The organism is Streptomyces sp. NPDC005496, assembly GCF_042872045.1.
In the GTDB taxonomy this organism is placed as follows: Bacteria; Actinomycetota; Actinomycetes; order Streptomycetales; family Streptomycetaceae; genus Streptomyces.
Genome location: NZ_JBIAJQ010000002.1, coordinates 955,194 through 968,643 on the forward strand (window position 1 = coordinate 955,194; position 13,450 = coordinate 968,643).

10 protein-coding genes and 1 rRNA gene are annotated in these 13,450 nt (G+C 73.2%); 5 read left to right on the forward strand and 6 right to left on the reverse strand.

What is annotated here, in order from left to right; translation table 11 throughout:
- Positions 1 to 306: 306 nt before the first annotated feature.
- The 5 genes from ACFYQQ_RS08670 to mtnA all read right to left on the reverse strand — a co-directional run bounded on the left by ACFYQQ_RS08670 (position 307) and on the right by mtnA (position 7,429).
- Entirely contained in the window at positions 307 to 1,263 is a 957-nt protein-coding gene (locus tag ACFYQQ_RS08670; protein ID WP_388903975.1) for a ComF family protein, read from the reverse strand.
- A 128-nt stretch (positions 1,264 to 1,391) separates the two neighbouring features.
- Complete coding sequence (locus ACFYQQ_RS08675) at positions 1,392 to 3,221, reverse strand: LpqB family beta-propeller domain-containing protein (protein WP_355794176.1); 1,830 nt, start codon at positions 3,219 to 3,221, stop codon at positions 1,392 to 1,394.
- Positions 3,211 to 5,286, reverse strand: a complete 2,076-nt coding sequence (gene mtrB / locus ACFYQQ_RS08680) for an MtrAB system histidine kinase MtrB (protein WP_356237576.1) — start codon at positions 5,284 to 5,286, stop codon at positions 3,211 to 3,213. The genes ACFYQQ_RS08675 and mtrB overlap by 11 nt, the downstream gene beginning before the upstream one ends.
- Position 5,287: 1 nt before the next feature.
- Entirely contained in the window at positions 5,288 to 5,977 is a 690-nt protein-coding gene (mtrA, locus tag ACFYQQ_RS08685) for a two-component system response regulator MtrA (RefSeq protein WP_220784158.1), read from the reverse strand.
- 303 nt (positions 5,978 to 6,280) lie between these two features.
- Positions 6,281 to 7,429 carry an S-methyl-5-thioribose-1-phosphate isomerase gene (gene mtnA / locus ACFYQQ_RS08690; protein ID WP_355791309.1) on the reverse strand — a complete coding sequence of 383 codons (1,149 nt, stop codon included), beginning with the start codon at positions 7,427 to 7,429 and terminating at the stop codon, positions 6,281 to 6,283.
- Positions 7,430 to 7,569: 140 nt separating this feature from the next.
- Between mtnA and ACFYQQ_RS08695 the strand changes: the two genes are divergently transcribed.
- Genes ACFYQQ_RS08695 through ACFYQQ_RS08715 form a run of 5 tightly spaced genes read left to right on the forward strand, consistent with a single transcriptional unit; the run spans position 7,570 to position 13,240 of the window.
- The gene (locus ACFYQQ_RS08695; protein WP_356174182.1) at positions 7,570 to 8,943 is read left to right on the forward strand and encodes a hypothetical protein; all 1,374 of its coding nucleotides are present in this window, start codon (positions 7,570 to 7,572) and stop codon (positions 8,941 to 8,943) included.
- A 4-nt stretch (positions 8,944 to 8,947) separates the two neighbouring features.
- The gene (locus ACFYQQ_RS08700; RefSeq protein WP_355788669.1) at positions 8,948 to 9,754 is read left to right on the forward strand and encodes a DUF4129 domain-containing protein; all 807 of its coding nucleotides are present in this window, start codon (positions 8,948 to 8,950) and stop codon (positions 9,752 to 9,754) included.
- Complete coding sequence (locus ACFYQQ_RS08705; protein WP_355788672.1) at positions 9,751 to 10,941, forward strand: DUF4350 domain-containing protein; 1,191 nt, start codon at positions 9,751 to 9,753, stop codon at positions 10,939 to 10,941. Before ACFYQQ_RS08700 ends, ACFYQQ_RS08705 begins: the two co-directional genes overlap by 4 nt.
- Positions 10,941 to 11,930, forward strand: coding sequence for a MoxR family ATPase (locus ACFYQQ_RS08710; RefSeq protein ID WP_355788678.1), 990 nt, complete (start codon positions 10,941 to 10,943; stop codon positions 11,928 to 11,930). Before ACFYQQ_RS08705 ends, ACFYQQ_RS08710 begins: the two co-directional genes overlap by 1 nt.
- Positions 11,930 to 13,240 (forward strand): DUF58 domain-containing protein, encoded by a 1,311-nt coding sequence (locus ACFYQQ_RS08715; protein WP_355788675.1) that lies wholly within the window; start codon positions 11,930 to 11,932, stop codon positions 13,238 to 13,240. Before ACFYQQ_RS08710 ends, ACFYQQ_RS08715 begins: the two co-directional genes overlap by 1 nt.
- A gap of 122 nt (positions 13,241 to 13,362) precedes the next feature.
- Here ACFYQQ_RS08715 and rrf read toward each other — a convergent pair.
- Positions 13,363 to 13,450 (reverse strand): 5S ribosomal RNA (gene rrf, locus ACFYQQ_RS08720); the annotation flags it as partial.

Below are 13,450 nucleotides of genomic sequence, written 5' to 3' on the forward strand. Positions count from 1 at the left end.
CGTTCCCGGATCGCCCCGCTCTGCCGGCGGGGCATCTCCCTCTTGCACCAGGCTCCGGTGAGCCCCGGAACCTCGGACTCGGTGACTTTCACCTCCTCCTCCCCCGCGGACAAGATCTCCACCCCACCGGCGCGGGTGATTGAGGAAAACCCGCAGCACGGCATTCGGATAGGCGAGGTACGGCCTGCGCCATTGCCTCACAACCGAACATATCTCGCCCGGACGGATGACGTCACCCTCTACTGCGGCGCACCTCCGTTCAGGTGAATTGGCCTTCTCATAACCTGCAACGATGCAACTTTCCAGTCAGTTCCGGTTTATTTCGAAAGCGTCCGGTGAAGCGGCGACCACCGCCGCGCCGATCTCGCCCGGGACGACTCCCGCACCGAGGTCCGCACCCGTCGGTCCCGTACGGCTCTCCCTTCGATCCTCCTCCTCGTCCGCCGTCACCGCCCTTTCGAGGAGCACCGGCACTTCGGATCGTGCCCGTGTTCCCGCGACGTACGCGCGTGCGTCCGCCACCCGTGCCGACGACGCCTCCCGCACCGCCCGCGCCGCCTCCGCCAGCGAGGCACCGGTGGTCATCAGGTCGTCGACGAGCACGACCCGGCCGGCCCCGGCGAGCAGCCCGGCGGCCCCGGGCACCACCTCCAGGGCGCCGGCGAGATTGTCCAGCCTCTCCCTGGAGTTGAGGCCCGACTGGTCGGCCACCCGACGCCGCTGCCGCAGCGCGCCGAGCACCCTGGCCGCCGTCCCGCCGCGGCGCAGTTCCCCCGCCGCCGCGAGCGCGATCCGCCGGGCGGGGTCGTGCCCCCGGGCCCGCACCGCCCGGCGCGCCGACGGCACGGGAACGAGCAGCACGGGCCCCGGGAGCACCCCCGGGCGGCCGGTGACCGGGACCGCCGGTGCGCCGCCCGCACAGCCGCCCGGCCCGGTCCCGGGCCCGGCGAACCCCGCCCCCGGCTCCCGCCGCGCCAGCCCCGCCCGCACGGCTCCGGCCAGCCCCGCCCCGAGGGGACCCGCGAGAGCGAGCGCGCCCCGCTCCTTGTGGGCGAGGAGCACGGCCCGCACCTCGTCCTCGTAGGGAGCCGCCGCGTGCACCACGGGCAGCCCCGCCGGTTCCGGCACCGGTCGCACCCGGCACGGCGCGGAATCGCGGAGAGTCGCACGGCACTCGGGACAGAGCACCGTGCGAGGTCGTCCGCAGCCTCCGCACTCGGCCGGCAGCACCAGGTCGGTGAGGTCCTGCCACCACCCCCGCATGCCCACCACTGTGCCGACATCCGGGCGGGCCCGCAGGGCCTGTGGACAACTCCCTGTGGACAACGTCGCGCGACGGTCCACGACCGTCACCCGGAAGGGGCCGCGCCCCTGTGCGAGACGGCTGCGGGCTACCCGGGATAGACGGGCGCCGAGCCCTCCTTGACGACCTTCTGCCACTGCGAGGACGAGGACAGCCGCACGATCCCGTCCACCGAGTACGCCACCAGCGGCTGCTGCTCGTCCTCGGACGCGGCGATCTCCTTCACGCCGGTCAGCGCCGACGGGAGGCTGCGCAGCGGCGTCGAGCCGTCGACCTGGACGTAGCGCATCTGCTGCACTCCGCCCGACTCCCGCCCCACCACGACCAGTTGGCTGTCCGCGGCCCACGACATGGCCGTGACCTCCTCGAGCTGCGGGGTCGCCGAGCGCAGTTCGAGAATGGACACGCCGGGGCGCTCGCCGCTCTTGTCCTCGCGCTCGATCCGGCCGATCTGGAGGGACGTCCTGCCGTCCTTCTCCACGATCAGGGCGATGCGCACCCCGTCGGCGGCCACCCGCACCGCCTTGATGCGCCCGTCCAGCTGCGGCGTCCTGACCGTGACCGGCTCGCCCGCGCCGCCCTCCAGCAGGAGCAGCCGGGACTTCCCGGGGTCGCGGTCGGCCACCCACAGGTCACCCGAGCCGTCCCAGCTGGGCGTCGTCAGCCGTTCGTCCTCGGTCTTGCCGGCGCTGCGCAGCACTGCCTCGCCGAGCGAACCGCCCGACACCAGCGACCCCACGTAGAGCGACCGCCCGTCGAGGGACACCCCGGCCGCGCTGTCCTCGCCGCGCGAGACCGCGGCGGCGCGCAGCGCCTTGTCGCCCTCGCCCAGCGCGCCGGGCACCGGTTCCGGGTCCTTGCCGCTGCCGGCGGCGAGGAGCCGCACCAGCCGCTGCTTGGCGTCGATGAAGTACTGGTACTCCGGCGGCTTCCCGGGTCCGTGGGCCGCGACGGTCCCGGCCCGGTCGTCACCGAGCACGCACAGCTGCGAACCGTCGGACCGCTCCAGCTCCACCTCGTCGACCCCGGTGGGCGTCAGGTCCTTGAGCGTGAACAGCAGCTGGGCCGCCATCTTGGTGCACTGGGTCTGGCCGACGTGGTCGGCCTTCGCGTTCAGCGGCACCGTCAGCTTGTTCTGGTCGTCGGGCGTCAGCGAGCGGACGCCCTTCCTCAGTGCCGTGCTGGTGGGGAAGCTCGACCTCACCACCGGGTCCAGCCAGCGCGTGGGCCCCCGCAGGAGCGCCCGGACCGTCTCGGTCATCGGGTCGACCTCCTTGCGCACGTAGATCGGGTCGGCGACGGCACCCGGCCGTCCGCCCGAGCCGGTGGGCACGGTCGAGGCGAAGTAGTACTTGTTGACCGACTGGTAGTTGCGCTGGAAGTCGGACTTGCCCATCAGGACGCCCTGCGGCAGCCCGTCGATGCGCCACTGCTTGTCCTTCTGCTGCGTGAGGTACACCGACTTCTTGTACGTCCCGCCGTCCGGCGCGTACGCGTGCTGCGCGTCCACGGTCGCGACCTTGTCACCGGTCAGCGTGAACACGTAGTCGTCGCTGCCGTCACGGGCCCCGCTGTGCTGGGTCACGGTGTTCGGGCCGTCGGCCAGCACGGTCGTCGACTCGTACGGCTTCCACTTGCGCCGGGCGCTCTCGGTCAGGTACTTGCGAGCCGTCTCGTACTGCGGGTCGTCGCTGGTCAGCGCCTCCAGAAAGCCCTGCACGATCTCCTCGGGCCGGGCGTCGTCCCGCGGCGGCATGGCGAACACCCGCACCTGCGCGTCCTGGCGCGGTGTGGACTCGACGTCGCGCAGGTCACCGCCGTCCGGCATCGAGGCGCATCCGGCGAGCAGTACGGCACCGCAGCCCACGTACACACCGACACGCAGCGGGCGCCGGCGGCCTCCCCCCTCAGCGCCCACGAAATGCCTTCCCTTCCTCGACGTCGTCCGTTCTGCCGCCCCCGCCGGGCGGTGTCCCCGCGTCACCCGTCGCCGACTGTGCCGAATCCTGCGGGCGGACGGGCCGGGCGGGCCGCGGCACCACGCGCGCGCCGTTGCCGGGCAGCGCCGTCGGGTCGGCCGTGGGCGCCGCTCCGCCCTGGCGTGCCCCCATGGCCGCCCGCGCCGAAGCGCTCTCGCCGGACGGCTGGACGGGCACCGTGGCCAGCTTGTTGCCGCCACCGCGCGGCAGACCGGCGTCGTCGAGTCCCCGGTTGCGCCGCGAGTCCTTGGGCTCCAGGGGTATCGGCGAGCCCCTGAGGGGTTCGTCCGCCGTCCGCGGCAGCGTCAGCCGGAACTGCGAGCCGCCGCCCGGCTCGCCCCACGCCTGCAGCCAGCCGCCGTGCAGCCGGGCGTCCTCCAGGGCGATGGACAGACCGAGTCCGGTGCCGCCGGTGGTACGCGCGCGTGCCGGGTCCGCCCGCCAGAAGCGGCTGAAGACCCGGGTCGCCTCACCGGGCTTGAGGCCCACGCCGTAGTCGCGTACGGCGATCGCGACCGCGCCGCCCGCCGAGGCGAGCTTGACCACGACGTCCTTGCCGTCGCCGTGCTCCACGGCGTTGACGACGAGATTGCGCAGCACCCGCTCCACGCGCCGGGCGTCCGCCTCGGCGACCACGGGCTGCTGGTCCCCCACCACGCGTATGCGGGAGCCCTTGCGCTCGGCGAGCGGCTCCGCCCCGCTGATGACCCGGCGCACGACCTCCCGCAGGTCTATCGGCTCGGCCTCCAGGGCCGCCGCGCCCGCGTCGAAGCGGCTGATCTCCAGCAGGTCCGCGAGCAGCGTCTCGAAGCGGTCCAGCTGGTCGGCGAGCAGCTCGGCGGAGCGCGCGGTCATCGGATCGAAGTCCGCGCGCGCGTCGTGGATGACGTCCGCCGCCATCCGCACGGTCGTCAGCGGCGTACGCAGCTCGTGCGACACGTCGGAGACGAACCGCCGCTGCATCCGCGACAGCTCCTCCAGCTGCTGGATCTTCAGCTGCAGGCTCTGCGCCATCTTGTTGAAGGCCTCGCCGAGCCGTGCGATGTCGTCCTCGCCGGTGACCTTCATACGCTCCTGGAGCCGCCCGGCGGACAGCCGCTCGGCGATGCCCGCCGCCATCCGTACCGGCGTGACGACCTGGCGCACGACGAGCCAGGCGATGGCCCCGAGCAGCACCACGACGAACAGTCCGGCGGTCGCCAGCGTGCCCTTGACCAGGCTGAGCGACTTCTCCTCCTGCGTGAGCGGGAAGAGGTAGTACAGCTGGTACGGGTTGCCCTTGGGGTCGTTGACCTGCTTGCCGATGACCAGCGCGGGCTGGGAGTCCTTCTCGTCCGTGTAGACGACACGGGTGTAGCTCTGGGCGGCGACCATGCTCGTGTCGACGCGTCGCCGCAGGTCCTCCGGGACGCTCGCGGCCGGGTCGACGTTGCCCGAGGAACGCGGGCCGCGTCCGCCGCTCTCGTCACCGGTCGCGGCGGACGCGCTGAGCGTCACCACGTCGAAGGCGCCCTGCCCGCCGCTGGACAGCGACTCCACGAGGTCGCTCATCCACTGGGGGCTGACGCTCTGCGCGGAGCGGCCCTCGGCGCCCGAGCCCCCGCCGCCGCTCGACGCCGCGGCCGTGTCGGCCTTCTGCTTGGCCACCGCGAACCCGCCGGTGGCCTGGCTCTGCGACGCCCTCACCTTCGCGTCCAGCAGGCCGTTGCGCACCTGCCCGATGACGACGAAGCCGAGCAGCAGCACCACACCGAGCGACATCAGCAGGGTCGTGACGACGATCTTGAGCTGGATGTTGCGCCGCCACAGCCGCATGACCGGCAGCAGCGGCCGGCGCACCCAGCGCATGAACAGCCTCAGGACCGGGCTGCCCTGGACCCCGCCCTGGAGCAGCCCGCCCTGCACGAGTCTTTCCCAGCGGGAGCCCGCCGTCTTACGACCGACAGGCCGCTCCGCACGAGCCCCCGGCTGTCCGGGCGCCGAAGCGGCACTGTCCCTGGACATGTCAGCTCGGTCCGGCCTTGTAACCGACACCGCGGACGGTCACCACGATCTCCGGCCGCTCCGGGTCCTTCTCGACCTTGGAGCGAAGCCTCTGCACATGGACGTTGACGAGGCGGGTGTCCGCCGCGTGCCGGTAGCCCCACACCTGCTCCAGGAGCACCTCGCGCGTGAACACCTGCCAAGGCTTGCGGGCCAGCGCCACCAGCAGGTCGAACTCCAGCGGCGTGAGGGCGATGGACTGCCCCTCCCGCTTCACGGAGTGACCGGCCACGTCGATGACCAGGTCACCGATGGTGAGCTGCTCGGGAGCCGGCTCCTCGGAACGCCGCAGGCGCGCCCTGATCCGGGCCACCAGCTCCTTCGGCTTGAACGGCTTCACGATGTAGTCGTCGGCGCCCGATTCGAGGCCCACCACGACATCGACGGTGTCGCTCTTGGCCGTGAGCATCACGATCGGCACCCCGGACTCCGCCCTGATCAGGCGGCACACCTCGATGCCGTCCCGTCCGGGCAGCATCAGGTCCAGGAGCACCAGATCGGGCTTGGTCTCACGGAAAGCGGCCAGCGCCTTGTCGCCGTCGGCTACGAAAGACGGCTCAAAACCTTCACCACGCAGCACGATGCCGAGCATCTCGGCCAGTGCGGTGTCGTCATCGACGACAAGGACTCGTCCCTTCATAAACGACATCATCCCATTCTCGTAACATTGGTGAAGGCAGTGGTGAACAAGGTCACTGGCCTGTGACGATAGTCGTATCCGGTCGTCACTGTCTGCCCTCGCCTCCGGCCGCCGGCCCAGCCGGCCCGCCCCGGACGCGCCCGGCCCGGCCCACCGCTCCGCGCGCGGCCTGTCCGATTCCGGCCGCTCTCCCCGCCCACGAAGGGCACTCGACCCCTACGGCCCCCGGTCCCACCTCTCGGACCGGCCCCTGCCGCACGAGGTACCACCGCGCGGCGGAAGGGGCCGGATCCCTCGAGGAGTGCGACTCCCTCCTCAGCCGGTCGTCACCTGACGTGAGCGGGCACACAGCTCGGCGAGGGCCTCCCCCGTGACGGGCGACACCACGCCCTCCTCCGTGACGATCGCCGTCACCAGCTCGGGCGGCGTCACGTCGAAAGCGGGGTTGTACGCCTGGGTCCCCAGGGGCGCCACCGGTATCCCGCCGCCGGCTTCCGCCCCCGCCACCGGCACCTGCGGCGCTGTGATCTCCGTCACTTCATGGCCTCCGCGCTGCTCGACCTCGATGGAGGCGCCGTCGGGAGTCCCCGGGTCCACCGTCGTCACCGGCGCCACCACGATGAACGGCACGTGGTGGTAGCGGGCCAGCACGGCGAGCGGATAACTCCCCACCTTGTTCGCCACCGAACCGTCCGCCGCGATCCGGTCCGCCCCGATCAGCACCGCGTCCACCTCCCCGGCCGCGAACAGGGACCCGGCGGCGCTGTCGGTCAGCAGCGTGTACGCCATTCCCTTGCGCGCCGCCTCGTACGCCGTCAGCCTCGCGCCCTGAAGCAACGGCCGCGTCTCGTCCACCCACAGCCGCCGCAGCTGCCCGGCCCGGTGCGCCGCGAGAGCCACCGCGAACGCCGTGCCCTCCCCGCCCGACACCAGCGCCCCGGTGTTGCAGTGCGTCAGGATCCGGTGCCCTCCGCCCGGCAGCAGCTCCTCCAGCAGCGCCAGGCCGTGCTCGGCCATACGTGCGCTGGCCTGGGCATCCTCCCGGTGCACGGCCCGCGCCGCGGTGAGCGCCGCGTCGGCCGCCTGCCCCTGACTCCCTCCGACGGCGAGCGCTGCCCGATACGCGGACAGGGCCCTGTTCACCCCGACGGCCAGGTTCGCCGCGGTCGGCCGGGCGCCGGCGAGCGACTGGGCGGCGTCCTCCACGTCGAAGCCGCGTACGGCGGCGAGCGCGACGCCGTACGCCCCGGCGATGCCGAGGAGCGGCGCCCCCCGCACCGCGAGCGTGCGGATCGCCTCCACCAGCGCGGGGGCGTCGGTGCAGACCAGCTCGACCTCCTCGGCCGGCAGCCTGGTCTGGTCGAGAAGGACCAGCACGGGGCCTTCCGGTGGCTCCTCCCAGCGGATCGCCGGTATCTCCGTCGGCCGGTTGTCTTCGCGGGCGTGCGCGTACTGATCAGCCATTCGCCCAGTCTGCCCCGTACCCGGCCGACTATTGAAGGTGTACAGCCCAGACGACCCCCGGTCCCCCGACGCGCACGCCGTGGCACGATGGCTGCCAACCTGCCGCCGCGACCGCGGACGGGCACCGTGAAGGAGCGACGATGAACGACACTCCGGGCTGGGCCTCGCCCGGATCCGCCCCCTCCGACGGGCAGGAGCCGGACCGCACCGGCCCCGCTCGGCCCACGGACCAGAGCGGCGCCGACCAGAGCGACACCCCGTCCAACTGGTCCAAGGAGCAGCCCCCGCCCGGCCAGTGGAGCGCTCCGGCACCCCAAGGCCCGCCGCAGGCCCCGACCCCGCCTCCGCCGCCGCCCGGCCAGGGCTGGGGCGCACCCCCCGCGGGCCCCGGCGGCTACGGCTACGGAGCCCCGGGTCCCGGAGGTCCCGGCTACGGCGCCCCCGGCGGCCCGGGCTACGGCTTCCCCGGATACGGAAGCCCCTACGGCTATCCGGGCCCCGGCGGCTGGGGCGGCCCGCCGCCCGCCGCCAAGCCCGGCGTGATCCCGCTGCGCCCGCTCGGCGTCGGCGAGATCCTCGACGGCGCGGTCTCGACCATGCGCACGTACTGGCGCACGGTCCTCGGGATCTCCCTGACCGTCGCCGTCGTCACCGAGATCATCGTGGTCCTGCTCCGGGGCCTCGTCCTGGACGAGAGCGCCGGCTCCGACGTCCTGAACGACCCGAGCGCCACCGCCGGGGAGCTCGGCCGCGCCTTCGGCGACGTCATGCTCAGCTCCGGGGCCGTCGCCCTCGTCACCGTGGTCGGCAGCGTCTTCGCCACGGCCCTGCTCACGACCGTCACCAGCCGCGCCGTACTCGGCAAGTCCGTGACCACGGCGGAGGCCTGGCGCGATGCCCGTCCCCGGCTGGCGAAGCTGTTCGGCCTGGTCTTCCTCCTGATCCTCATCGGTGCCGGGATCGTCGCCGTGGGCACCCTGCCCGGCATCCTGATCGCCGTCGCCGGAGCGACCGGCCCGGGCGCCGCCCTCGCCGTCATCGGCGGATTCGGGGCGTCCCTCGTCGCGATCTGGCTGCTGGTCCGCTTCTCGCTGGCCTCGCCCGCCCTGATGCTGGAGAAGGAAGGCGTCAGGAAGTCGCTGAACCGCTCCGCGAAGCTGGTGCGCGGTTCGTGGTGGCGGGTCTTCGGCATCCAGCTGCTCGCCGCCGTCATCGCGAACATCGTGTCGTCGATCATCGTGATCCCCTTCGCCCTCATCGCGGCCGCCCTCAGCGGCGACGGCATCGGCGGCTTCGTCAACGGCACCGGTGACCTCGGCTGGACCTTCCTCGTCGTCAGCGGCATCGGCGCGGTGATCGGCTCCATGCTCACCTTCCCGATCAGCGCCGGCGTGGCCGTACTCCTCTACATCGACCAGCGCATCCGCCGCGAGGCCCTCGACCTCGACCTGGCCCGCGCGGCCGGCGTCCAGGGCTACGGCGCGGGCACCCCCGGCGCGACAGCGGGGAGCTGATGCGGTGAGTCCGGCGGGGGGAGTTCTCACAGCGGTGCCGGCGCTGCAACGCGCCGCCGGCACCGCCCTGCGGCATCTGTCGCACACCGGCGACACGGCCGTACTCACGACGCCGCACAGCGGGCTCGGGGCCGTCCTGTCCCTGGCCCGCTCCGGCGGCGAACCACCGGTGACCATCGAGCGGGACCCCGCACGGGAGGCCGCCCGGCGCGAGCTGTCCAAGGGCATGTACCACGAGAACGACCCGAGCCTCTTCCAGCGCGCGCTGGACGCCTTCTGGGAGTGGCTCGGCAAACTGCTCGGCGCCACCTCGGACGCCACCCCCGGAGGCGCCTTGGGCCTCGTCGTCATCGTGCTCGCGGTGCTGGCCGTGCTCGGCGCGCTGTGGTGGCGCCTGGGCAGCCCCCGCCGCGCCGCCACCTCGTCCGCCGTACTGTTCGACGACCGCCCCCGCAGCGCCGCCGAACACCGCGCGGCCGCCGAGGCGCACGCCGCCCAGGGCCACTGGAACCAGGCCGTCCAGGAACGCATGCGCGCCGTCGTCCGCTCCCTGGAGGAACGCGCCCTGCTCGACCCCCGCCCCGGCCGCACCGCCGACGAGGCCGCCGCCGAAGCGGGCCGCACCCTGCCCTCGCACACCGACCGACTGCGCGCCGCCGCCCGTGACTTCGACGACGTCACGTACGGCGGACGCTCGGCCACCGAGGCGACGTACCGCCGGCTCGCGGCCCTCGACGGCGACCTGGAGAGCACGAAACCCGTCCTCGCGGGCCACGCGGCCCCCGGCGGCGGCCAGGGAGCCGCCGGATGACCACCGAGGCCCCGCCCACGTCCACCTCGGTCTCGCCCACCGCCCGCCAGGTGTGGACCCGCTCGCGCGGTGTCGTCCTCGCCCTCGTGGTGCTCCTGGTGGCCGCCGTCGCGATCGCCGCCGTCCGCTCCAACGCCCAGCACGGCCGCCTCGACCCGCGCTCCGCCGACGAGAACGGCAGCCGCGCCGTCGCCGAACTCCTCGCCGACCGCGGGGTGTCCACGCGCGTGGTCACCACCGCCGGCGAGGCCCGCGACGCGGCCGGCCCCGACACCACCCTGCTCGTCGCCGTCCCCGACCTGCTGACCGAACGGCAGCAGAGCCTGCTGCGCACGGCGACCGAGGACTCCGGCGGCCGCACGGTGCTGGTCGCTCCCGGCCCGCCCTCCGTCGGCACCCTCGCGCCCGGAGTCACCGCCGACCTCTCGACCAGCTTCGACTCGACGCTCTCCCCCGGCTGTGAGCTGCCCGCCGCCCGCCGCGCGGGCACCGCCGACACCGGCGGGATGCGGTACCACACCGATCTCGACGCCGACTCCTGCTACCCCAGCGACGGCCTGCCCACCCTGCTGCGCGTCCCGTCGGCCACCGGGGGCGGCGACACCGTCCTGCTCGGCGCCCCCGACATCCTCCTCAACGACCGCCTCGACGAGCAGGGCAACGCCTCCCTCGCCCTGCAACTCCTCGGTTCCCGCTCCCACTTGGTCTGGTACCTCCCCTCGCTCTCGGACACCTCGGCCGACGACGAGGCCGAGCGCGGCTTCTTCGACCTGCTCCCCTCGGGCTGGCTCTGGGGCACCCTGCAGCTCTTCATCGCGGCAGCCCTGGCCGCCCTCTGGCGGGCACGCCGACTCGGCCCCCTCGTACCCGAGCGGCTCCCCGTCGCGATCCGCGCCTCCGAGACCGTCGAAGGCCGCGCCCGCCTCTACCGCAAGGCGGACGCCCGCGACCGCGCGGCAGACGCTCTTCGCTCCACCACCCGCACCCGCCTCGCCCCCCTCGTCGGTGTCTCCCCCGCCCAGGCGCACGCGCCCGAGGCCCTGCTCCCCGCCCTGTCCGCCCACCTGTCGGGCGACGGACAGACCCTGCACTCCCTGCTCTTCGGCCCGCCGCCCGGCGACGACGCGGCCCTCATCGCACTCGCCGACCAACTCGACGCCCTCGAAAGAGAGGTACGCCGTTCATGATGGACCCGACCACTGACAACGCCGGGTACGCCGGGGATCCGGGCACCGCCCGCTCCTCCCTGGAAGCCCTGCGCGCCGAGATCGCCAAAGCCGTGGTCGGCCAGGACCCCGCCGTGACCGGACTCGTCGTCGCCCTCCTCTGCCGTGGACACGTTCTCCTCGAAGGAGTCCCCGGAGTGGCCAAGACCTTGCTCGTCCGCGCCCTCGCGTCCGCACTGGAGCTCGACACCAAGCGCGTCCAGTTCACGCCCGACCTGATGCCGAGCGACGTCACCGGCTCCCTCGTCTTCGACGCCCGCAGCGCCGAGTTCTCCTTCCAGCCGGGCCCGGTCTTCACGAACCTCCTCCTCGCCGACGAGATCAACCGCACCCCGCCCAAGACCCAGTCGTCGCTCCTCGAAGCGATGGAGGAGCGCCAGGTCACGGTGGACGGCACGCCGCGCCCCCTCCCGGAACCGTTCCTGGTCGCCGCGACCCAGAACCCGGTCGAGTACGAGGGCACGTACCCCCTGCCCGAGGCCCAGCTGGACCGCTTCCTCCTCAAGCTGACGATCCCGCTGCCCTCCCGCGAGGACGAGATCAACGTCCTCACCCGGCACGCCGAGGGCTTCAACCCGCGCGACCTGCGCGCCGCCGGCATACGGCCCGTGGCGGGCCCGGCCGACCTGGAGGCCGCCCGCAACGCCGTCGCCAAGACCGCCGTGTCGCCCGAGATCACCGGCTACGTGGTCGACATCTGCCGTGCCACCCGCGAGTCGCCGTCCCTGACCCTCGGTGTCTCCCCCCGAGGAGCGACGGCGCTCCTCGCCACGGCCCGCGCCTGGGCCTGGCTGACGGGCCGCGACTACGTCATCCCGGACGACGTGAAGGCCCTCGCCCTGCCCACCCTGCGGCACCGGATCCAGCTCCGCCCCGAGGCCGAGATGGAGGGTGTGACGGCCGACTCCGTCATCAACGCGATCCTCGCCCACGTCCCCGTCCCGCGCTGATGGCACTCACCGGTCGCGCCGCGCTCCTGGCGGCTCTCGGCTCCCTGCCCGTCGGCATCTGGGGACCCGGCTGGACGGGCATCCTCGCCGTCAACGCGCCGCTGGCCCTCGCCTGCGCGTGCGACTTCGCGCTGGCCGCGCCGGTCCGCAGACTGGGCCTGGCACGCTCCGGCGACACCTCGGTACGCCTCGGGGAGACCGCCGACGTCACCCTGACGGTCACCAACCCGTCCGGCCGCCCCCTGCGCGCCCATCTCCGCGACGCCTGGCCGCCCAGCAGTTGGCCTCCCGACACCGAGGTCGAGGCCTCCCGGCACCGTCTGACGGTCCCCGCGGGCGAACGCCGTCGCGTCACCACGCGGCTGCTCCCCACCCGGCGCGGCGACCGTCAGGCGGACCGGGTCACGATCCGTTCCTTCGGCCCGCTGGGCCTCTTCTCCCGCCAGGGCAGCCACAAGGCCCCCTGGACCGTACGGGTCCTGCCTCCGTTCACCAGCAGGAAGCACCTTCCCTCCAAGCTGGCCAGACTCCGCGAACTCGACGGCCGCACCAGCGTCCTGACGCGCGGTGAGGGAACGGAGTTCGACAGCCTCCGCGAGTACGTCCCCGGTGACGACACCCGCTCCATCGACTGGCGCGCCACCGCCCGGCAGACCACGGTCGCCGTCCGCACCTGGCGCCCCGAGCGCGACCGTCACATCCTTCTGGTCCTCGACACGGGCCGCACGTCAGCCGGCCGCGTGGGCGACGCCCCGCGCCTCGACGCCTCCATGGACGCGGCCCTTCTCCTGGCCGCCCTGGCCTCCCGCGCCGGCGACCGCGTGGATCTCCTCGCCTACGACCGCCGGGTACGGGCCCTCGTCCAGGGCCGCTCGGCTGGCGACGTCCTTCCCTCCCTGGTCAACGCGATGGCCACCGTGGAACCGGAACTCGTCGAGACGGACGCCCGCGGCCTCACCGCGACAGCGCTCCGTGCGGCTCCGCGCCGCTCCCTGATCGTCCTGCTGACCAGCCTCGACGCGGCCCCCATAGAGGAAGGCCTGCTCCCCCTACTCTCTCGCCTCACCCAGCGCCATACGCTCCTGGTGGCGTCCGTGGCCGACCCGCACATCGCCCGGATGGCGACCGGCAGGGGCCGCGCGGAAGCCGTGTACGAGGCAGCCGCGGCAGCTCAGTCCCAGACGGAACGTCATCGCACCGCCGATCAGCTGCGCCGCCACGGCGTCACGGTCGTCGACGCCACCCCGGAAGACCTGGCACCCGCTCTCGCCGACGCCTACCTGGCCCTCAAAGCCGCCGGACGCCTGTAACCGTAGAAAGCAAGAAAGGGGGCCTCCGAAACAGAGGCCCCCTCAAAATGAATAGCTCGCACGTACAACGCAGAAAACCCCCGTACCGGTATCCCCGGTACGGGGGTTCTCTTTCAAAATTTGTTCGGCGGCGTCCTACTCTCCCACAGGGTCCCCCCTGCAGTACCATCGGCGCTGTAAGGCTTAGCTTCCGGGTTCGGAATGTAACCG